This window comes from Streptomyces profundus (assembly GCF_020740535.1).
GTDB lineage: Bacteria > Actinomycetota > Actinomycetes > Streptomycetales > Streptomycetaceae > Streptomyces > Streptomyces profundus.
Window position 1 is genome coordinate 279,003 of sequence record NZ_CP082362.1, and the last position, 21,006, is coordinate 300,008.

Below are 21,006 nucleotides of genomic sequence, written 5' to 3' on the forward strand. Positions count from 1 at the left end.
CCGATGACCGACCAACTGACCGCGGTGGACCGCGCCACCGCGCGGCGCTTCGTGGACGAGCACATCGCCCCGCACGCCGGCGCGTGGGACCGGGCCGGGCGGGTGCCGGACGAGGTGCTGGCCCGGATCGCCGAGTCCGGGCTGTGGGCGCCCTTCCTGCCCCCCGAACTCGGCGGCTCGGCGACGGACCTGGTCACCCTGGGCGCGGTGCACGAGGAGTTCGGACGGGCCTGCTCCTCGGTGCGGAGCCTGCTGACCGTGCACACCATGGTGGCCTGGGCGCTGCGCCGCTGGGGCACCGCCGAGCAGCGGGAACGCTGGGGGCGCGAGCTCGGCACCGGACGGGCGCTGGGCGCGTTCTGCCTCTCGGAGCCGGAGGCCGGCAGCGACACCGCCGCCATCGCCACCACCGCCCGCGCCGAGCGCGGCGGCTGGGTGCTCGACGGCGTCAAGACCTGGATCACGGGTGGTCAACGCGCCGACCTGTTCCTGGTGTTCGCCCGGGGCCCGGCCGCCACGGTGGCGCTGCTGGTGCCCAGGGACACGCCGGGCGTGCGCGTCACCCCCATCGACGACATGCTGGGGACCCGCGCGTCGATGCTGGCCAGGATCGACTTCCGGGAGGTGCGGCTCGGGCCCGACGCGCTGCTCGGCCCCGCCGGCTTCGCGTCCGGGATGCTGCTCACCGGCACGCTGGACCTGGGCCGCTACAGCGTCGCCGCCGGATCCGTCGGCATCGTCCAGGCCTGCCTGGACGCCAGCGCCGACCACTGCGCGCGGCGCGTGGTGGGCGGCGTGCCGCTGCGTGACCTGCCGCTGATCCGGGCGAAGGTCTCGGACATGGTCACCGATGCCCGCGCCGCCCGGCTGCTGGTCGCCGAGGCCGGCCGGCTGAAGGACGCGGGCGACGAGGCGACGCTCGCCGCGACCTGGGTGGCGAAGTACTTCGCCTCCACCGCCGCGGCCCGGCACGCCACGGAGGCGGTGCAGATCCACGGCGCCGCCGGCTGCGCGGGCGACCACCCGGTGTCCCGTTACTACCGGGACGCGAAGGTCATGGAGATCATCGAGGGCAGCAGCGAGATCCAGCGGCTGACCATCGCCGACGAGGCGTATCGGAGACGCGGAGCATGACGGAGACCGTGACGGCACCGGTGACCAAGCCGGTCCAGGGCAAGATCAAGTGTGTGGTGTGGGACCTCGACAACACCGTCTGGGACGGGGTCCTGCTGGAGGACCGGGACGTCCGGGTCCGCCCCGGGGTGGTGGCGCACATCCGCCGGCTGGACGCCATGGGGGTGTTGCACTCCGTCGCCAGCAGGAACGACCCCGAGGCGGCGCTGGCCGCGCTGGAACGGGTCGGTCTCGCGGAGTTCTTCCTCTTCCCGAGGATCTCCTGGAACCCGAAGTCCCAGGCCATCCAGGAGATCGCGACCAAGCTCAACCTCGGGCTCGACGCGTTCGCCTTCGTGGACGACCAGGAGTTCGAGCTGGCCGAGGTCGGGCACGCGCTGCCCCAGGTGACCCGGGTCAACGCCGAGTCCATCGACGAGGCGCTGCTGCGGCCCGAGTTCCGCCCCCGGTTCGTGACCGACGAGTCGGCCCTGCGGCGGGCGATGTACCAGGGACAGCTGGTGCGGGACGAGCGGCAGGCCGAGTTCGTCGGCACCGACGAGGACTTCCTGGCCAGCCTGGACATGACGTTCGAGATCGCCAGGGCCCGGCGGGAGGACCTCCAGCGCGCGGAGGAGCTGACCGTCCGCACCAACCAGCTCAACTCCACGGGGGTCACCTACTCCTACGAGGCGCTGGACGAGCTGCGCTCCTCCCCCGACCACCTGCTGCTGGTGGCCTCGCTGACCGACCGGTTCGGCTCCTACGGCAAGATCGGTCTCGCCCTGGTGGAACGCGGCACGCCCGACTGGCGGCTCAACATGCTGCTGATGTCCTGCCGGGTGCTGTCACGCGGCGTCGGTTCGGTGCTGCTGGGGCATGTGATGGGCCTGGCGAAGGAGGCCGGCGCCGGCCTCAGGGCGGACTTCGTGGAGACGGGCCGGAACCGGATGATGCAGATCACCTACGCGTTCAGCGGCTTCCGCGAGGTCGCCAGGGACGGCGCCCGCACCACGCTCGCCGCCGACCTGGACACCCTCCAACCGCCGCCGGCCTATGTGCGGTTGCGGGTGGATCCATGACCGGCGCGCTGGGCGCCTGGCTGCCGTACCGGCCGGCGGGCGCCGGCCCCCGGCTGTACTGCCTGCCGCACGCCGGCGGTTCGGCCTCCGCCTTCCGTCCCTGGCGGGACGGCCTGGCGGAGGTCGCCGTCAGCCCCCTTCAGCCGCCGGGCCGGGAGACCAGATCGGGCGAGCCGCCGCACGCCTCCCTGGACGAGCTGTGCGCCGAGTTGGCCGACCGGCTGATCGCGGAGGCCGCGGGGCCCTACGCGGTGTTCGGCCACAGCCTGGGCGCCCTGGTCGGCTTCGAGCTGGTCAGGGCCGTCCTGGCGCGCGGCGGCCCCCCGCCGGTGCATCTCTTCGTCTCCGGCTGCGGCGCGCCCGGGACCTTGGCGCCGGACGCCGAGGGCATCACGGACGAGGAGGTGTTGGCCCTGATGCGGGGCCTGGGCGGCACCCCGGAGGCGTTCCTGGCCGACCCCCGGGTGGCGCGGATGCTGCTGCCCCGGGTGCGAGCGGACCTGACGGTGCGCAACAGCTTCCGCCACCGGCCGGCACCGCCGCTGGACGTGCCGATGACGGCGTTCGCCGCCGACGCCGACCCCCGGGTCTCCGTCGAGGACGTGGCGGCCTGGCGGGAGGAGACCGTCGGCCGCTTCCGCCTGCACACCTACGAGGGCGGCCACTTCGCCGTCCTCGACCAGCAGGAACGCACCCTCTCCCACGTCCGCGAAGCGCTCCTCCCCCACCTCGCCACCACCACCGCGCCCTGACCCCGGCCCCCGCCCCCGCCCGGTCTCTCCGGACGGGGGCGGACCTGTGCCGCGAGAGCGTCTCTCCCCCGCTCACTGACGGGTGTCCGGCGTCAGTCGCCGGCCAGGGTGACGAGGTGGGTCGCGAGGCGGCGGACGGTCGGGTGTTCCAGCACGACGGTGGCCGGGAGTCGGACGCCGAAGACGGCCGCGAGGCGGTCGGCGAGGGTCACGGCGGCGGACGAACGGCCGCCCAGGTCGAAGAAGTTGTCGTCGAGTCCGACCTCCTCGCAGCCCAGCGCGTCACACCACAGGGCGGCGACGGCCCGCTCGTCCGGGGCCTCGGGGGCGGCCGAGGCCGCCCTGGCGCGCCGGGGCGCGGGCGGCGGTGGGGCGGCGGCCAGCAGTCCCTGGTCCAGCTGGACATGGTCCAGATGCCCCGCGGCGGCCAGCAGCCGGTCGGCGACCGCGCCGGCCGCCTCGCCCTCCGCGACCAGCCAGCGGCCGGCGCCCCCGTGACGGGCGGCGGCGGCCCGCGCGACCACCGCCGGAGCCGGCGCGATGGCCACCCGGGCCAGGGGCGCCTGCCCGGCCAACGCCGCCTGCGCGGCGTCGAACTGGCGCTCGGTGAGCCCGGTCAAGACGGCGGCGTCCAGCCGCCCCCAGCGGTCGACGGCCGTGCGCACCGCCGAGGCGAGCGCTTCGGGCGAGGCGCGCACGACGCGGGCCTGGACCGCCGCCAGCCGCCGCTCGACGGCGTCGTCGGCACCGGCCAGCAGCACCGTCCAGCCGCGCGCGGCATCGCCTTCGGGCAGCGTCACCGGCTCCCGGTGGGGCTCCCAGACGCCGGTGCCGCGCACCGCGAGTGGACCGCTTCCCCGGGCGAGGACGGCGGCGAGCGTCTGCTCCGGGTCGCTGCCGGGCGCCGCGTCCACCTGGTGCACGCCGGCGAGCGCGCCCAGGGCCGCGTCCCGGGGACGGGTGAGGTCGGGCCCCAGCACCCCGAGGGCTCCGCCGGTGAGCGCGACCACGGAGGTGTCGGCGAAGAGCGGGTCGTCGGCCAGCGCGCGGACGAGCGCGCCGACGGCGGGCGCCGGGTCCTCGGCGTCGTCGGCCAGCGCGGTGGCGTGCACCACCAGCCGTGGCACGCCGACCAGCGAACGCGTCAGACGCCCGAGATCCGGCGGGCCGGAAACGGTGAAGTCGCCGTCGGGCAGCGCCAGGAACGCGGGGCCCGGCCGCACCACGGCCGTCTCGGCGCCGGCCCGCAGCAGCCGGTCCGCCAGGGACTCCCCCGCCGGGTCGGCGACGAGGAGCAGCCAGGGCCCGGCCGCGCGCAGCCGCCGGTCCAGATCGTGCGTGGGCGGCCGGCTGCGGCGCCAGGCGGGGGTCCAGGCGTCGCCCGTGGGCGCGGTGGCCACCGGCTCGACCCAGTGGCGGGCGCGTTGGAAGGGGTAGGTGGGCAGGGGCAGGCGCCGGCCCAGGCCGCCGTGCAGGGCGGCCCAGTCGATCCGCGCGCCGGCCAGCCAGAGCCGGGCCAACGTGTCGGCCAGCCAGCTGTCGGGGTCGGCCGTCACCTCGTCGGCGGCGACCGTCTCGGTGCCGTCGTCGGCGACCACGACCCCCAGCCGGGTCAGGCCGTCGGCCAGCCCCGGCGCGTCCCAGAGGCGGCGGACGGCCGCGTCCAGCGCCGGCCCCCCGGAGCCGGCGACCCGGACGCGGGGCGGCCGGTGCGCGGCGGGGGCGTCCCGCCAGCGGCCCGGGTCGGCGAGGGCGGCCACCGCGTCGGCGTGGTCCCGCACCACCAGGGCGCGGCGCAGCGGCAGTTGGCCGCGGGAGACCTGGAGGGTGTGGGCGAGGTCGGCCAGCTCGGTCTCCGGGTGGCGGGTCAGCTGGTCGCCTATCCGGCGGGTCAGCGCGGTCAGCGCGGCCGGGTCGGCGGCGGAGAGGGTGAGCAGGTGCGGCCCGGGGCGGGGTCGCGCGGCGGGTCGGGGCGGCGGCTCCTGAAGCACCACATGGGCGTTGGTGCCGCCCACGCCGAACGAGCTGACGCCGGCGCGGCGCGGCCCTGGCCCGGCGGGCCAGGCCCGGTTCTCGGTGAGCACGGTCAGCCGGTCGGCGGCGTCGGCCAGCACCGGGTTGGGCGTCCGGAACCCGGCGGTGGCCGGCAGCACCCGGTCCCGCAGGCCGAGCGCGGCGCGGATCAGGCCCGTCACGCCGGCGGCCCGGTCGAGGTGGCCGACGAGCGGCTTGGCGGAGCCCAGCACGCAGGGGCGCTCCCGTGGGTCGGCGAACACCCGGCGCAGGGCGTCGAGTTCGATGGAGTCACCGAGCGGGGTGCCGACGGCGTGGCACTCCACATAGCCCACGTCCGCCGGCTTGACCTCGGCGACGGCCAGCGCGGTCTCGATCACCGCGGCCTGGCCGGCGACGCCGGGCGCCGCGTAGCCGGCCCGGTCGTCGCCGTCGTTGTTGACGGCCGAGCCGAGGATCACCGCGTGCACCGGGTCGCCGTCGGCGAGCGCGTCGGCGAGCCGCCGCAGGGCCACCACGGCGGTGCCGGAGGCCATCACGGTGCCGTTGGCGGAGGCGTCCAGGCTGGCCACCCGCCCGTCGGGGGAGAGGATCCCGCCCTCCTGGTGGCGGTAGCCGGCGGGTTGCGGCAGCGGCAGATGGGCCCCGCCGGCCAGGGCCAGGTCGCACTCGTAGGTGAGCAGGCTCTGGCAGGCCAGGTGGACGGCCACCAGCGAGGTCGAGCAGTAGGTCTGCACGGTCAGGCTGGGGCCCGCCAGGCCCAGCTTCCAGGACACCAGGGACGTCAACGAGTCCCGTTCGACGCCGGCCGCCAACAGCCGGGCGCCGTCCGGCTCGTCGGCCAACCCCGGCAGATGGCGGGTGAGGTAGTCGGGAAAGGCGCAGCCGGCGAAGAGGCCGACGGCGGGGCCTGGGCGGACGGGCGGGTGGCCGGCCGACTCCAGCGCCTCCCAGCAGCACTCAAGCAGCAGCCGGTGGTGCGGCTCCAGGGTCTCCGCCTCCCGGTCGGTCAGCCCGAAGGCCACCGGGTCGAATTCCTCAAGCCCGGGTACCGGACCGCCCACCGGGACATAGCCGGGCCCGTCCCGGACGCCGGCCGCGACCCGTTCGGCCTCGGTGATCTGCCGCAGCCCGGGCTCGCCCGCCAACTGGGCGCGCCACAGCTCGGCCACGTCGCCGGCGCCGGGAAAGCGGCCGGCCATGCCGACGATGGCCACCGCGCCCTCGGGCACGACCTGTGCTGGCTGCTCCCGCTCGGATGAGTTCACTGTCGGATCGATCCCTGCCTCGGTCATGGCGTCACACCAGGTGGCTGCGGCCCCACCCGTGGGCGAGGCGGTAGGTCGCGAAGGCCCCGGTGGCCAGCGCGATGGCCAGGCAGACCAGGGCGGGCCCGAAGGTGCCGCCCGCGTCTCCCTCCACGGCGGCGCGGAGCATGGACAGGCCCCAGTAGCCGGGAGAGAAGGGGGCGATCTCCTGCGCCCAGCCCGGCATCAGGTCCACCGGCAGGAACGTGCCGCCGACGGTGCTGACCACGATGGCGCCCACGTCGCAGGCGACGATCAGGTCGCCCCGGCTGCGGACCACGGTGGCCAGCGCGGCGCCCATGGCCAGCAGCGTGACGCCCCAGACCGACATGGCGACCAGCAGCAGCGGCAGCGAGACGGGCAGCGGCATCCCGATGACGGTGATCCCGTAGACGAAGAGCACCGTCTGCTGGAAGAGGAGCACCACGAAGACCGGCACCGCCTTGCCGACCAGCAGCTCCCAGCGGGCGGCGCGGCTGGCCCGCAGCCGGTCCCAGGTGCGCCACTCGCGTTCGACGAAGATGGCGTTGCCCACGATGGCCATGGCGAAGACGGAGAACATCACCAGCTGACCGGTGACGGCGTGCACGGTGCCGGTCTCCAACGCCTCCTCGTAGAGCGGCTGGAGCATCAGCATGAACACCATCGGCGTGACCAGGTAGCTGATCAGCTGGGAGGGGTCCCGCAGCCGCAGCAGCAGGTTGTAGCCGATCAGCGCGCGGGTGCGGTGGAGGGCGCCGCCGAGGGGGACGACGAGGGGCGCTGTGGTGGACTCAGTCGACATGGCTGACCGCCAGGGAGTGGTAGAGGTCGTCGAGGGACGGGTGGCGCAGTTCGACCGACTCGACGGGGCGGCGAACGGTGCGCAGGATCTCCAGCAGGCTGCTGGTCGGGTCCTGCGACGACACCTGCACCTGCTCGTCGCCGGCGGTCACCCTGACCTCACCCGGCAGTCCGTCGAGCAGCTCGGCGCTGGTGCCCCGGGCGATGACCCGGCCCTTGACGGCGACCGCGAGGGTGGCCTGGAGATCCATCAGCTCGGACAGGTAGTGGGTGGTGTAGATGACCGCCGCGCCCTCGGCGGCACGCTGCTTGACCACGTCCAGCAGGGCCGCCCTGGTCTCCGGGTCGGCGCCCGCCGTCGGCTCGTCGAGCAGCAGCAGTGCTGGCCGGTGGATGAGCGCGGTCGCGGCCTGCGTCCGGCGCTGCTGGCCGCCGGAGAGCAGCCCGGCCCTGCGGTCGAGGAAGTCGGTCAGCTGGAGGGCGACGGCCAGCTCCTCGATCGCCGAACGCAGCGCGCCGCGCCGCAGCCCGGCGACGCTCCCGTAGAGCTTCAGATGCTCCCGGACGGTCAACGGCCGGTAGAGCGCGATGTGTTGGGGTGAGATGCCGATCTCGCCCCGGGTCTCGGCCGGGGCCTTGCCGCCGACCCTGACGGTGCCGCTGTCCGGCTTGAGCAGCCCGGACACCATCTCCACGAAGGTGGTCTTGCCGGCGCCGTTGTGGCCGACGAGACCGACGATCTCCCCCGCCTCGACGCTCAGGCTGAAACCGTCGAGGGCGCGCACCTCGTCGTAGCGTTTGGTGAGTTCTTCGGCCACTAGCACGGGACCTCCTGGGTTGTTCTGGGGCCGCTCTCCCGCGCCTGGGCCCGCAGGGCGACGCGGTCGAACTTGCCGTTGACGGATCGGGGGAGCGCGGCGCGGACCTCGATCCGCCCCGGCACCATGTAGGTGGGCAGGACCCGGGCCAGCTCGGCGCGGAGGCCGGTGGCCGAGAGCGGGCCGTCGCCACCGGCGGTGACCAGCAGCGTGATCCGCTGGCCCAGGAGTTCGTCGGGCATCCCCAGCGCCACGGCCTCGCCGACCAGCCCGGTGGCGTAGGCGGCCTCCTCGACCTCGGTGGGGCTGACCCGGTAGCCGGATGTCTTGATCATGTCGTCGTCGCGGCCGACGAAGTAGAGGAAGCCCTCCTCGTCCCGGTAGGCGGTGTCGCCCGACCAGACGGCGATCTCGGGGCGCCCCGCCACCGCTTCGCCCGGCACCGGGCGGAAGCGGAGCGCGGTGCGCTCCGGGTCGCGCCAGTAGCCCAGGGCGACCAGCGCGCCCCGGTGCACCAGCTCGCCGTGTTCCCCCGGCTCGCAGGGGGTGCCGTCCGGGCGGACCAGCAGCACCTCGGCGTTGGGGATGGCCTTCCCGATCGAGTCGGGGCGGCGGTCCACCTCGGCCGGGTCGAGATAGGTGGAGCGGAACGCCTCGGTCAACCCGTACATCAGGAACGGCTCCGCCGCGGGCAGCGAGGCGCGCAGCGAGTCCAGGGTGGCGCGCGGCAGCCGCCCGCCGGTGTTGGCGAAGTACCGCAGGCTCGCCGCCGCCTCGGCCGGCCACTCCTGGGCGGCCAGCCGCAGCCACAGCGGCGGCACGCAGGTCAGCCCGGTGACCCGGTGCCTGGCGCAGAGCCCGACCACCTCGGCGGGCCCGAGGTAGTTCACCAGCACCAGATGGGCGCCGGCGACCAGCGCGGTGGTGAGCTGGCTCAGCCCCGCGTCGAAGCTCAGCGGCAGCACGCCGAGCAGCACGTCGTCGGCGGTGTGCCGCAGATAGCCGGCGACGCTCCGGGCGCCGGCCAGCAGGTTGCGGTGCGAGACCACCACGCCCTTCGGTCCGCCGGTGCTGCCCGAGGTGTAGAGGATCGCCGCCGGGTCGTCGTCGATCACGGCCGTCTCGGCGCGCGGGTCGAGCGGGGGCGCGGCGGCCCACCGCCGCCAGTCGGGCGAGCCGACGGTGACCACCCGCTCGACCCGGAGGTCGGTCAGGGCAGCCGCCACGGTGGCCAGCCGCTGTTCGGTGGTGACCAGCACCGACGGCGCGCAGTCCGCCACGACGGACCGCACCTGCCGCTCCCTGGACAGCGGGTTGAGCGGCACGAGGACCGCACCCACCAGGGAGGCGGCCAGCAGCGCCACCACGGTCTCCAGACGCTTCTCGGCGTAGACCGCGACCCGGTCGCCCCGGCGCACACCGTCCGCGCGCAGCCCGCCGGCGACCCGGGCGACCCGCTTGGCGAGTTCGGCGTAGGAGAGGGTCTCCCCCCGGTAGGTGAGCGCCGGCCGGTCGGGCGCCCCGTGGGAGAGCAGTTGGTCCACCCGGACGAGGGGCGGCTCAGGCATCGGCGAACCGCTCGGCCGGGATGACCCCGCCGACCGCCTCCCACAGGGACCCGACCGTCTCGAAGGTCTCCTCGGTGATCAACTCGTCCGGCAGGTCGAGCCCGAAGGTCTCCTCCAGGGAGGTCAGCAGCTGGACCACGCCCATCGAGTCGAGGCCGAGGGCCGCGAGATCGTCCGAAGGGGCCAGCTCCTCCCCGCTGGCATAGGGCAGATGTGCCACCAGAGTGGCCCGGAACGTTCGCGGTATGTCCATCTTCGTCACCATGTTCTTCTTGGGTCTTCTGAGGTCTTCTGGGCTCTTCTTATGGGGTCTTCTCGCAGGTTTCGGGCATCCGCCGGTGCGCGCCCGAGCCAACCACCGGCCGTCCTCACCTCGCTCTCACTCCGCTACCAGCGCTTCGATGGCGCGGGGGTAGTGGCGTGATGAGCGGCTCTGCCACCGTGATCCGCCTGAGCCTCACTCCCTCAGGTTTCGGAGGAGACATGACCACGGCTGCTCTGCCGCGCATCGGACTCGCCCCGGGCGTGGACCCATCGGACGACGTCAGGCCGGACGATCACACGGCCGCGCTCTACCGTTACGCGCTGCGGCGCGGCGAGCTGGGCCCGCTGGACGTGGCCGCCGCCGAACTAGGGGCGCCCACCGGGGCGTTGCTCGTCGCCGCGACCCGGCTGGTGGAGCTGCGCCTGTTGACCACCGACACGGCGGCCGGCGGCCGGCTGGTGCCCACCCCGCCCGAGGTGGCGACGGACCTGCTGGTGGCCCCGGTCGAACGCGCCATCTACCGGCGCCGGGATCTGGCCGACCAACTGCGGGACAGCATCCGCGCCGTCACCGCGCCGGACGGCGAGGACACCGCCCCGCACGGCGAGTTGGACACCCTGACCGGCGGCGCCGAGATCAGGGGCCTCTTCAAGCTGGCGACGGAGACCTGCCGGCGGGAGCTGGTGGTGCTGCGCCCGGGGCACGGCCCCGAGGCCGTCATCGACGATCTGCTGGACCCCTGCTTCGAGGCGCTGGAGCGGGCGGTGCCCACCCGGATACTGGCGCCGCACCGCAGCAGGACGGGGTTCGCGACGCGCGCCAGGGCCGCCAGGCTGGCCGCTTCGGGCGCGGAGATCCGCACCCTCAGCGAGGTGCCGCGCGCGGCGGTGGTCTTCGACCGGTCGACGGCGGTGCTGGTCGACCTGACCGAGCACGGCGAGCCGACCGCGCGCCGGGTGCGGGACGCGGACGTGGTGGGCTTCCTGTTGGAGCTCTTCGACCAACTCTGGGCGGACGCGACCCCGTTCGGCTCGGACGCCGCCGGCTACGCGGACGCGGCCGACGATCTGCGGCGGTCACTGGCCCGGCTGATGGCCGAGGGCCACACGGACGAGGTGGTGGCCCGGCGCCTGGGCATGTCGGTGCGCACCTGCCGACGTCATATCGCGGGGCTGCTCCAGGAGTTGGACGCGGTCAGCCGGTTCCAGGCGGGCGTGCGCGCCGCCGACCGGTTCCCGTTGACCGCCGCGGGTCAGCCGGCGTCCGGCGCGTAGCGCCCGCCGGCCACGGGGCGGGCGTCGGACCGCCCGGGTGGTGTTGACACCCTCCCGCACCCTCACTACCGTCCTCACGTGATATCGACCACCGTTCGATATCACGACCGGCCCGACCCGGTCGCACCGCCACCCAGCCACCCGAAGGCGCTGACCGCGATGCCCGCACGCCCCCTTCCGGACCGCGCCGCGCGCCCGCCGATGGGGTGGAACAGCTGGGACTGCTTCGGAACGACGGTCACCGAGGACGAGGTCCTCGCCAACGCCACCTTCATGAGCCGCCATATGCTCGCCCACGGCTGGGACACCGTGGTCGTCGACATCCAGTGGTACGAACCCACCGCCCGTGCCCACGGCTACAACGCCGACGCCCCGATCGTCCTCGACGCGTACGGCCGACAGCTTCCGGCCCCCGGCCGCTTCCCCTCCGCGGCGGCGGGCGCCGGCTTTCGGCCGCTGGCCGACCGGGTCCACGCCCTGGGGCTCCGGTTCGGCGTGCACATCATGCGCGGCGTCCCCCGGCGCGCCGTGGCGGCCCGCCTCCCCGTCCACGGAACCCCGTTCACCGCGGCCGACATCGCCGACACCAGCTCCGTCTGCCCGTGGAACTCCGACAACTTCGGCCTGGACCACGACCATCCCGGCGCACAGGCGTACTACGACGCGCAGCTGGCCCAGTTCGCCGCCTGGGGCGTGGACTTCGTCAAGGCCGACGACATGCTCTTCCCGTACCACGAACGGGAGATCAGCGCCTACGCCCAGGCGATCAGGGCCTGTGGCCGCCCGATCGAACTCAGCCTCTCCCCCGGCACCGATGTCTCCGTCGCGCGCCTGGACCATCTGCGGGCGCACTCCACCATGTGGCGGCTGAGCGACGATCTGTGGGACCGCTGGGAGGACGTGGAACCGCAGTTCGCCCGCCTGGCGCGCTGGGCCCCGTTCCAGGGCCCCGCAGGCTGGGCCGACGCGGACATGCTCCCCCTCGGCCGCGTCGGCATCCGCGCGGAACGCGGTGACGACCGGCTGTGCCGTCTGACCGGCCCCGAGCAGATCAGCCTGCTGACCCTGTGGATCATCGCCAGGTCACCGCTGATGATGGGGGGCGACCTCCCGACCAGCCCACCGGCGACCATCGCGCTGCTCACCAACGACGAGGCCCTCGGCGTCCTGTGGCACTCCACCGACAACCGCGAGGTGCTGCGGGAACGCGACACGGTGTGGTGGACCGCCCGCGACACCGACGGACGGCGGCGGTACGCCGCCGTGTTCTCCCTCGCCCCCGGACCCCGAACCGTCGCCACCCCCCTCGGCTCCGTCAACGCCCGGCCCGACGACCGGATCACCGAGCTGTGGACGGGCGCCGACATCCCCCACGACGGCACCACCCTCACCACCTACCTCCCCACCCACGGCGCCGCGCTCTACCGCTTCGACGCCGAGTGACACGCCGCGCCCCCGGCGGAGGCCCACTCCGAGCCGGCGGCCGGGACACCGCTCAATCAGGGGCACCGCGAGGCGGGACGGCCACCGGCGTGGACGGCGCGGGCGCGGGGGCGGGGACGGGGCCGCGGGCGGCCAGGGCGACGTAGACGGCGGCGGCCAGGAGCACCGACACGGTGGTGACCAGGCCGAGCGGGAGGACCGTCGCCGCCCCGGCGATACCGACCAGCGGCGCGGCGACCCCGCCGAACCCGAAACGGACCATGCCCAGCAGCGAGGAGGCGGTGCCGGCGATCCGCGGGTAGTCCGCGAGCGCCAGGATGGTCGCCGGCGGGGAGCTGATCGCCACGCCCCCGGCGAGGAGGAACAAGGACCCGATCACCACCCACAGCGGCATCACCGCCAGGCCGGAGGCCAGCAGGCCGAGTGCGCCGAGCCCGGTGACGACGATGCCGACGACGAGGGTGCCGCGGATGCCCCAGCGCTCGGCGGAGCGGCCGGCGGCCCATCCGAAGGCCATGAACCCGGCGGAGTTCAGCCCGAACGCCGCCGCGTAGCCCTGCGGGGTGAGCCCGTAGATGCCCTGGAGGACGAACGTCGCCCCGGACAGGTAGGAGAACAGCGCCGCGTAGAGGAATCCCTGGCTGAGCACCGCGCCGAGGAACACCCGGTCGGTGAGCAGCGTCCGGAAGTCCCGCCCGGTCTGCGCGAACCCGCCCGTGGTGCGTGCCGCGGGCGGCAGGGTCTCGGGGAACGCGAACACGGAGACGGCGAGCAGGGCGGCACCGACGACGGTGAGGAACACGAACAGGCCACGCCAGTCGGCGAAGGTGTTCAGCAGCCCGCCCAGCAGCGGGCCGATGATCGCGGCCAGCCCGCCGACGACGGTGAGGCGCCCGTAGAAGCGGATCAGCGCCGCGCCGGAGCAGATGTCACGCCCGGCGGCCTGGGAGATGACGATGCCGACCCCGCCGGCCAGGCCCTGCACCAGCCGCGCGGCGATCAGCAGCTCAACGGTCGGGCTGATCGCGCACAGTGCCGAGGTCACCACGTAGGCGACCACGCCGATCAGCAGGATGCCGCGCCGCCCGAACCTGTCCGACAGCGGTCCGGCGATGAGCTGACCGGCCGCGAGCCCCACCAGGCACGCGGTCACGGTGAGCTGCGCGACCGAGGTCGCCGCGCCCAGGTCCGCGGTCAGCGCGGGCAGCGCCGGGAGGTAGAGGTCCATCGAGATGGGCCCGAACACCGTCAGCAGGAGCAGCAGCGACGGCAGGAACCGGGCGAAGCGGAGCGGTGCGGTCTCAGCGGAAGTGTCGGTCACGGTACTCAGCGTCAGCCGCCGTCCGCGCGCGCGGGAGTCCCTGACGAGTGAGGTACCGGCAGGGCACCCCTCACCGCTGCGGACTCGGGTCGCCTCGCCCCGACCTTCGCCGACGCCGACGCCGACGACCTCGAATGGCTCCACCGCGCCTCCCCGCGCTTCGTGACGCCATCGAGCGGACCGGATCGCCATGACGTGCGCCGATCGGATCGATCGTCCCGCGCGTTCCTGGCACCCGGCCGGTCGAGGGGTGTACTGGCAGGGTCTCCCCGGCGCGCGAAAGGCGCCCTAGCGTGGTGGGCATGGATAACAGGGCCGAGGTGCGGGAGTTCCTGATGTCACGCCGCGCGAAGGTCACCCCCGAGCAGGCGGGCATCCCCGCCGGGACGAACCGGCGGGTGCCGGGCCTGCGGCGCAGCGAGGTCGCCGCCCTGGCCGGGGTGAGCGTGGAGTACTACGCGAAACTCGAACGCGGCCAGATCGCTGGCGCGTCCTCCTCCGTGCTGCACGCCGTCGCCGACGGGCTGCACCTGGACGACACGGAGCGGGTGCACCTGCTCGACCTCGCCCGCAATGCCGACGGCATCCCCACCTCCGGCCGTGCCCGCCGCCGCGCCACCAGACCCGGCCCGGCCCGGCCGAGCCTGGAGTGGGCGTTGGAGGCGATCACCGACGCCGTCGCGATCGTCCGCGACCAGCACCACAACATCATCGCCGCCAACCCGTTGGCGCGGGCGTTCTACGCACCACTGATCGGCGACGGCGGACGGGTGCCGAACCTCGCCCGCTTCCAGTTCCTCGACCCCACGGCCCGCGACTTCTACCCCGACTGGGACGTCTTCGCGGCGATGTGCGTGGCGATCATGCGCGCCGAAGCCGGCCGCAACCCTCACGACAAGGGCCTGCACGACCTCGTGGGTGAACTGTCCACCCGCAGCGAGACGTTCCGCACCCTGTGGGCCGCGCACGACGTCCGCACCCACGGGTCGGGCACCAAGCGGTTCCACCACCCGGTCGTCGGCGAGCTCGTGCTCGTCTACGAGGAGCTGGCGGTCACCGCCGAGCCCGGCAACGTCATGCTCATCTACACCGCGGAGCCCGGCTCGTCCTCCGCCGAGCGACTCGGGCTGCTCGCCTCGTGGGCCGCCGACGGCGGCGCCGAGCGCGCCGCCGGCACCGCGCGCGACGACACCCCCTGAGCACGGGTCACCCCCTGACCAGCGACCTCCGGCGCCCACCGTCGACCGGGCGCGACCACATCACCGCGACCACAACAAGGAGTCCTCCCCATGACCACCATCGCCATCGTCGGAGCCGGGCGGGGCCTCGGCGCCGCCGTCGCCCGCAAGTTCGGCTCCGAGGGCTTCGACGTCGCGCTCATCTCCCGCAGCCAGGAGCGCGTCGACCAGCTCGCCGCCGACCTCCACGCCGAGGGCCTCACCACCCGGGGGTACGCCGCGAACGTGCGCGATCCGAAGTCGCTCATCGCCGCCCTGGACGCGGCGGCGCAGGAGCTCGGCCCCATCGAGGTGCTCACCTACTCGCCGCTGCCGCAGAAGGAGTTTCTGCGTCCGGTGCTGGAGACCACGGCGGATGACCTCGTGGGGGCGGTCGAGTTCTCCATCTACGGGCCGGTCACCGCCGTGCACCAGGTCCTCCAGGGGCAGCGGTTCCTCGGACGCGAGTCGATCCTGTTCGTCAACGGCGGCTCCGGCGCGCGCCCCAACCCGAACGTCGCGGGCACCTCGATCGCGTTCGCCGGCGAGAGCGCCTACGCCAAGCTCCTCCACGACACCCTCAAGGACGAGCACATCCAGGTCGGCCAGCTCATCATCCCCGGCGCGATCACCCCCGGGCACCCCACGCACGACCCCACGGTGCTCGCCGACCACCTGTGGCACCTGCACACCCACCCCGACGCGTTCCGCGTCTACGCCGACGAACTCCCCGGCGCCTGGGGCCCCACCGACGCCTGAGACCCGACCCCGCCGGTGGGGTGGGGCGGGGCGTGCTTCGCCGAGGGCGCGACGTGGCGGCACGGGGCGTCCCGGTCGTCACACGTGGAACGGCACGGTGGTGACGACGATCTTCGGCAGGGTGCGGAGCGAGCGGCGCAGCCGGCCGGCGATGCGGCTGTGCAGCAGCCGGTAGCGCCGCTGCCGGGGCACGATCTCCGGGAGGATCACCGTGACGGTGAGGTCCGGCCGCTGCCGGTGCAGCACCTCGATGTAGTCGATCATCGGGGCGACGATGGCTCGGTACGGGGTGACGACGACTTCGAGCGGCAGGTGGTCGCCCCACTCGCGCCAGTTGTCGCGGAAGCGTTCCGCCTCCGCGTCGCTGGGGCTGATGTGCAGGGCGAGGACCGGCTGACGCAGGGCCGCCGCGTAGGCCAACGCCCGCATTCCGGCGAGGTCCAGGACGGCGACGGGGACGATGGAGAGATGGTGGATCTGCTCCGGGGCCTCCTCCGTCTCCGCCTCCGCCTCCGCCTCCGAAGCGTCCTCGGGGACCACGGCCGGCGATGCCTTGCTGCCCTGCCCGGCCGGGGCGTCCGGTTCCGGCGGCGCGGCCGGGTCGGGGGCGGGTACCCGGCAACCGGAGGTGGGGAGCTCCAGGGCGTGCGGGTGGAGTCGTAGGGCCTCCCCCACCCGGTCGTAGTGGGCTCTGATGCGTTTGGTCAGGAGCACGAAGCCGCCGATGGTCAGCACCGCGACCCAGGCGCCCGTCAGGAACTTGGTCACCACGGCGGCGAGGAAGACGATCCCGGAGAGCGTGCAGCCGACCGCGTTGAGCAGCAGGCTCCGCAGCCGGTGCGGGTCCCGCGTCTGGTGCCAGTGCACCACCATTCCGGCCTGGGAGAGGGTGAAGGCGAGGAAGACGCCGACCGCGTACAGCGGGATGAGGGCGGCCGTCCGGCCGCCGAAGGCGACGAAGATCAGCGTCGCCGCCGCGGAGAGCAGGATGATCCCGTGGCTGAAGGCGAGCCGGTCGCCGAGGCGGAGGAAGACCCGGGGAGCGTGCCAGTCGCGGGCCAGCAGGAACAACACCCGGGGAAAGTCGTTGTACGCGGTGTTCGCCGCCAGCAACAGGACCCCGGCCGTGGCGAGTTGGACGAAGACATACAGCGCCCCCGAGCCGAGGACCTCGTGCGCCAGCTGGGAGAGCAGGGTCTCCTGGTGGTTCGGGACCACGCCGGTGAGGTGGACCAGCGTCATCATGCCGGTGAACAGGACGACCAGCAGGCAGATCATCCAGGTCAGAGTGGTGCGGGCGTTGCGCCACTCCTTGGGTCGGAAGACGGGCACGGCATTGGAGATGGCCTCGATCCCGGTCATCGCCGTCGAGCCGGAGGCGAGGGCCCGCAGCACCAGCAAGAGGGTGACGGCCTCCGTGGCGTTGGGGTGCGGGGGCGTCGCGGGGGTGAAGCCACGGCCGGCGGCCTGGTGCAGCCCCGCCACCACCAGGACGACCATGGCCAGTACGAACGCGTAGGTGGGCACGGCGAACAGCCGCCCCGCCTGCCGGACGCCGCGCAGGTTCCCGGCGAGCAGCACGAGGATCACGGCGACCCCCAGCGGCACGGGTGACCGCGCCAGCGCGGGCAGGACGGGGGCGATCGCGGCGACCCCGGCGGCGATCGACACCGAGACGGTCAGCACGTAGTCCGTCATCAGCCCGGCTGCGGCCAGCAGCCCCGGCGTCCGACCGAGGTTGGCGCTGGCGACCAGGTAGGAGCCGCCGCCGTGCGGGTAGGCGCGAATGGTCTGCCGGTAGGAGAGCGCGACCGACACCATCAGGACGACGATGACCGCCGCCAGCGGCGTGGCGTAGGCGAGTCCGGCGGCCCCGCCGAGCACCAGCACGGCCAGCAGCGCCTCCGGACCGTAGGCGACCGAGGAGAGCGCGTCGGCGGAGAGCACCGGCAGCGCCACGCGCTTGCGCAGCCGTTCCCTGGCGATGGCGCTGCTGCGCAGCGGCATGCCGAGCACGGTGCGGCGCAGCAGATGGGCGGCCCTCGCCCGCCGACCGCGTTCTGGCCCGTCGCCCTCGGTCAGCTCGATCGCGGGCGACTCGCCGCCGAGGGAGGAGATGCGGACATGCCGGCCGAGGGCGGCCGGCCGGATCTCGCCGGGCGCGGGGAAGCCGCCGAGATCCGGTGCCACCGGAAGCGCGCGGCGCCAGGCTTCCGAGGGGCCCGCCGCCCTGCCCCACTCACGTCCCACCCGACGCAGCACCTCGACCTGTTCCTCGTCGAGCTGGGGCAGCGGCGCGGACGGGCTGGGCATGCCCCCTACCGCCGTGTCGTCCCGCTCCCTCGGCTTTCTCGCCCGTCGCGCCATGCGACTCAGTGTCACCCAGCAGTCGCACATCGCGACGAAGGTCACGCCCAGCAGGCGAGGGAGGCCGGCGACGCCGCGTCCTCGGGGGACGACCTCGCGCCCTCGAACAACGAAAGTCCCCGACCATGCCCACATCGCCGGCGACGTGAGGCCGGGGGACGAGGTGCCCGGCGACCGCGATCGACACGGCGTGCCGTGGGCGCGCCTATCCGAGGTACCCGGCGAAGGGGCCCGGACTTCCCGGAGCGTGCCGTTCCTCCCGCCCCGCCCGTTCGCCCTGTGGCTCCCCACGTCCCAACTCGTAATCGAGCCGACCCCCCGCCGGGTGGTCGGAGCCTCGCCCCAGCACGGCGGGCCCCAAGCGCCGAGGGCTGAGAGCCCACCTCGGACTGCTCGGCGTAGCGTTGCCACGGCTCCGTGTTCTGCCCCAGTCGCCCACGGGGCGACATGCCCCCGCGCACGCGAAGCACTCCGCACGACCACAGCCGACTTCACACATTCAACTCGGGTAGTCATCCTGCGGACGTACCACCACTGACTCGCTCAGCCCTGTTTCTCGGAGAAACCGTTCGATGACTTCCTCACCAGAAAGATCCGAGACAGCCGTCAGAATGTAGCCCGGCGCCGGAGGGTGTTCCTCATGACGGGCCAGGACCGCGATATCACCCGTCTCAAGCCTCACGGAAGTGGACAGCCATACCCCCAAGCCATCCGTGACTCGGTCGGGAGCCCCTTCCCCCAGCCGCTGCACATACTCATCACTCACCAGAATCTGAGCCACGTACTCCTGCCGCTTTCCGCGCAGTTCTGCGTCGTCGATCCTTCTCATCATCTGAACTCCGTTACAGCGACGGGGGTTGTCGCCCAATCCTGATTGTCGTAGCGAAGGTATCCCACCCCGGGCCCTCCCAGGCTGCCATGCCACGGGGGGTGCGGGACTCGGGTTCTGTTGCCGTAGGTAGCCGTGGACTGGCCCGCGACGTGACCCAGCGGTATGGCTGATGACTTGCTACGGACTGCGGATAGGTGAGGTACTCGGCCTGCACGAAAAGGATTTCCACGGCAACACGATTATCCTCAGGCATCGAGAAACACGCACTAAAATCCGAAAGGGCGTCTACGTCGTTCGTCACGCACACTCAAAAACCGCCGGGAGGGAGACTGGTGGGACATCCCCTCCCGGATTCGGTCGCACCGTTCGCCCAAAGCTTTCCGATCCTCACCGAAAAGGGGACTCTTCCCTGTCCCGATCTCCTCAGGGGGTCCCTGGCATCGGGCCATCAATCGTCGCGGTCTCCCCCACCACACGCCGCACCATCTGCGGCATCTGTGGGCGACCATGACCCTGACCAAGGGTGTCCCCCTTCACGAGGTCTCTCGCTGGTCGGGACACCGCTCGATCAAGGTCACGGTCGACCGCTACGGGCATCCGACGTGGGAGACCCTCTGCGCTCCCTTCGTCGGGACCGCCCTCAGCAGAGCCCGAGACGCCGCAGCGCGCGGCGTTGGGCCGGGGCCGGGGTGGTCGGGAAGTAGAGGTAGCAGACGCCCCCCGAACCGCCCCGCACCTGGCCCGCCTCGTCGTAGCGTTGCGTGCGCAGCCAGATGTTCTCGAACTGGCGGCGGCGGTAGACGCGGCGGACGGCGGAGTTGGCGCTGCTGGCCGGGTCGTTGGCGATGACGTCGCCGTCGTCGGTGAAGCCGACCACGGTCATCAGGTGGCCCGCGGTGCCGTAGCCGGCGCCGTCCAGCTCCGCCTCGTAGAAGGACTGCGAGGTGATCAACGGGATGCCCGCGGCGATCAGCTCCTCGGCCTCGTCCAGCGACGCGATCCGGGTGACGACGCCCTCCAGGTCCGGATAGGTCGCGGCGTAGGCGGCGTTGAACGGCCAGTTGCCACAGCCCCCGTACTCGTAGTCGTAGGTGAACCTGGCCGCGTGGCAGACCTGGGGGTCGTCGTAGTCCGGGTTCACCCAGGCGAGGTCCTCGGGTGTCGGGGCGCGCCCCCAGGACTCGATGATCATCTGCGAGGAGGTGGGGCTGCACCAGGCCTGACCGCCGTTGTTGTACTCGGGGTAGCGCCCGACGTGGACGTTCTGCGAGTACGGGGGGACGGTCAGCTCGATGCCGGCGGCCACGCCCGGGGTGCTCGCCGGCACCTCGAAGCGGTTCGGGACGTCCGAGGTCATCGCGCCGGCCCGCCAGACGGTGGGCGTGGCGTCGCTGCCCGGCGCCCGGTGCAGGGTGAGGCGCAGCCGGTAGGAGGCGAGGCGGAGGCCCGAGTCGGTGTCGTCGATGGCGAGGGTGTCCGTCCAGACCGTGCTCTTGCCGTCCTCCTGGCCGTCCAGCGAGGCGCGGCGGACGTCCTCGTCGCCCGAGGCCCAGACCGCCAGGGTGTACCAGGGGCTCTCGGTGCCGTCGGAGTAGGTGGCGCGGGCCTCCACGCGGACCCAGGTGCCGGCCGGGGTGTCGGTGTTCCAGGAGGCGATCAGTTCGCTGCCCGGCGTGGCCGGGGTGCGCACCGGGGAGAGCCAGGTGGCGTACTCCCAGGTCCTGGTGGTGCCCAGATGGGGGTCGGCGTATTCGAGGGTGCCCACCGGGTCGGCGATCCGCACGCCGGGGCGGGTGCCTCCGACGACGGAGACGCCGTCGCCCGTGCCCTGGCGCCAGTCGGCGGCCGTGGTCCAGGCGTGGTACTCGATGGTGGAGTCCGCGTGGGGTCGGCCGGGGCGGCCGGGGCGGTCGGGCCTCCCCGGGCGGCCGGCGGCGAGGGCGGGGGTGGCGGACAGCGCGGTGGCGGTGCCCACGGCGGCGACGGCGGCGGCCAGTACGGTGCGTCGGGGGGTGCTGGTCACGTGTTGGTCTCCCGGTGGTCAGAGCCCACGCCTCGCCCGGCGGCGAGGCGGCACAGGCGCGAGTGCGTA

16 protein-coding genes and 1 pseudogene are annotated in these 21,006 nt (G+C 73.6%); 8 read left to right on the forward strand and 9 right to left on the reverse strand.

The features are described 5' to 3' along the window. The first annotated feature begins 3 nt into the window (after positions 1-3). Genes K4G22_RS01185 through K4G22_RS01195 form a run of 3 tightly spaced genes read left to right on the forward strand, consistent with a single transcriptional unit; the run spans position 4 to position 2,947 of the window. Complete coding sequence (locus K4G22_RS01185) at positions 4-1,134, forward strand: acyl-CoA dehydrogenase family protein (protein ID WP_228077701.1); 1,131 nt, start codon at positions 4-6, stop codon at positions 1,132-1,134. After that, positions 1,131-2,195, forward strand: a complete 1,065-nt coding sequence (locus tag K4G22_RS01190) for an HAD-IIIC family phosphatase (protein WP_228077702.1) — start codon at positions 1,131-1,133, stop codon at positions 2,193-2,195. Before K4G22_RS01185 ends, K4G22_RS01190 begins: the two co-directional genes overlap by 4 nt. Further along, positions 2,192-2,947: a thioesterase II family protein gene (locus tag K4G22_RS01195; protein ID WP_228077703.1), complete on the forward strand. Its 756-nt coding sequence runs from the start codon at positions 2,192-2,194 to the stop codon at positions 2,945-2,947. Before K4G22_RS01190 ends, K4G22_RS01195 begins: the two co-directional genes overlap by 4 nt. Before the next feature lie 92 nt (positions 2,948-3,039). Here K4G22_RS01195 and K4G22_RS01200 read toward each other — a convergent pair whose 3' ends face one another. From K4G22_RS01200 to K4G22_RS01220, 5 genes are read right to left on the reverse strand one after another with little or no spacing between them, the layout of a single operon-like run. Further along, positions 3,040-6,255, reverse strand: coding sequence for a type I polyketide synthase (locus tag K4G22_RS01200; RefSeq protein WP_228077704.1), 3,216 nt, complete (start codon positions 6,253-6,255; stop codon positions 3,040-3,042). 4 nt (positions 6,256-6,259) lie between these two features. Next, a complete protein-coding gene (locus K4G22_RS01205) occupies positions 6,260-7,051 on the reverse strand; it encodes an ABC transporter permease (RefSeq protein ID WP_228077705.1) in 792 nt (263 codons plus the stop codon). Further along, the gene (locus K4G22_RS01210) at positions 7,041-7,874 is read right to left on the reverse strand and encodes an ABC transporter ATP-binding protein (protein ID WP_228077706.1); all 834 of its coding nucleotides are present in this window, start codon (positions 7,872-7,874) and stop codon (positions 7,041-7,043) included. The genes K4G22_RS01205 and K4G22_RS01210 overlap by 11 nt, the downstream gene beginning before the upstream one ends. Beyond that, complete coding sequence (locus K4G22_RS01215; protein WP_228077707.1) at positions 7,868-9,436, reverse strand: acyl-CoA ligase (AMP-forming), exosortase A system-associated; 1,569 nt, start codon at positions 9,434-9,436, stop codon at positions 7,868-7,870. The genes K4G22_RS01210 and K4G22_RS01215 overlap by 7 nt, the downstream gene beginning before the upstream one ends. Next, positions 9,429-9,689, reverse strand: a complete 261-nt coding sequence (locus tag K4G22_RS01220) for a phosphopantetheine-binding protein (RefSeq protein ID WP_228077708.1) — start codon at positions 9,687-9,689, stop codon at positions 9,429-9,431. Before K4G22_RS01220 ends, K4G22_RS01215 begins: the two co-directional genes overlap by 8 nt. Positions 9,690-9,919: 230 nt before the next feature. On the opposite strand from K4G22_RS01220, the gene K4G22_RS01225 reads away from it, so the two are divergent. Together K4G22_RS01225 and K4G22_RS01230 are read left to right on the forward strand one after the other, a co-directional pair. Then, positions 9,920-10,975: a helix-turn-helix domain-containing protein gene (locus K4G22_RS01225; protein ID WP_228077709.1), complete on the forward strand. Its 1,056-nt coding sequence runs from the start codon at positions 9,920-9,922 to the stop codon at positions 10,973-10,975. Positions 10,976-11,134: 159 nt separating this feature from the next. Beyond that, positions 11,135-12,418 carry a glycoside hydrolase family 27 protein gene (locus K4G22_RS01230; RefSeq protein WP_228077710.1) on the forward strand — a complete coding sequence of 428 codons (1,284 nt, stop codon included), beginning with the start codon at positions 11,135-11,137 and terminating at the stop codon, positions 12,416-12,418. 52 nt (positions 12,419-12,470) lie between these two features. Here the strand turns inward: K4G22_RS01230 and K4G22_RS01235 are convergent, their stop codons facing one another. After that, positions 12,471-13,739 (reverse strand): multidrug effflux MFS transporter, encoded by a 1,269-nt coding sequence (locus K4G22_RS01235; protein ID WP_228077711.1) that lies wholly within the window; start codon positions 13,737-13,739, stop codon positions 12,471-12,473. 302 nt (positions 13,740-14,041) lie between these two features. On the opposite strand from K4G22_RS01235, the gene K4G22_RS01240 reads away from it, so the two are divergent. Together K4G22_RS01240 and K4G22_RS01245 are read left to right on the forward strand one after the other, a co-directional pair. Continuing rightward, positions 14,042-14,938, forward strand: coding sequence for a helix-turn-helix domain-containing protein (locus K4G22_RS01240; RefSeq protein WP_228077712.1), 897 nt, complete (start codon positions 14,042-14,044; stop codon positions 14,936-14,938). Between the two features lie 90 nt (positions 14,939-15,028). Then, the gene (locus K4G22_RS01245) at positions 15,029-15,715 is read left to right on the forward strand and encodes an SDR family NAD(P)-dependent oxidoreductase (protein WP_228077713.1); all 687 of its coding nucleotides are present in this window, start codon (positions 15,029-15,031) and stop codon (positions 15,713-15,715) included. 78 nt (positions 15,716-15,793) lie between these two features. Here the strand turns inward: K4G22_RS01245 and K4G22_RS01250 are convergent, their stop codons facing one another. After that, a complete protein-coding gene (locus tag K4G22_RS01250) occupies positions 15,794-18,028 on the reverse strand; it encodes an APC family permease (RefSeq protein ID WP_228077714.1) in 2,235 nt (744 codons plus the stop codon). Between the two features lie 553 nt (positions 18,029-18,581). Next, complete coding sequence (locus tag K4G22_RS01255; RefSeq protein ID WP_228077715.1) at positions 18,582-18,914, reverse strand: hypothetical protein; 333 nt, start codon at positions 18,912-18,914, stop codon at positions 18,582-18,584. A 447-nt stretch (positions 18,915-19,361) separates the two neighbouring features. Here K4G22_RS01255 and K4G22_RS01260 point away from each other — a divergent pair. Next, positions 19,362-19,502: pseudogene (locus tag K4G22_RS01260) on the forward strand (tyrosine-type recombinase/integrase); the annotation flags it as partial. 52 nt (positions 19,503-19,554) lie between these two features. Here the strand turns inward: K4G22_RS01260 and K4G22_RS01265 are convergent. Then, on the reverse strand, positions 19,555-20,937 hold the full coding sequence (locus K4G22_RS01265) for a peptidase C39 family protein (RefSeq protein ID WP_228077716.1): 1,383 nt from the start codon (positions 20,935-20,937) through the stop codon (positions 19,555-19,557). Between the last annotated feature and the right edge of the window lie 69 nt (positions 20,938-21,006).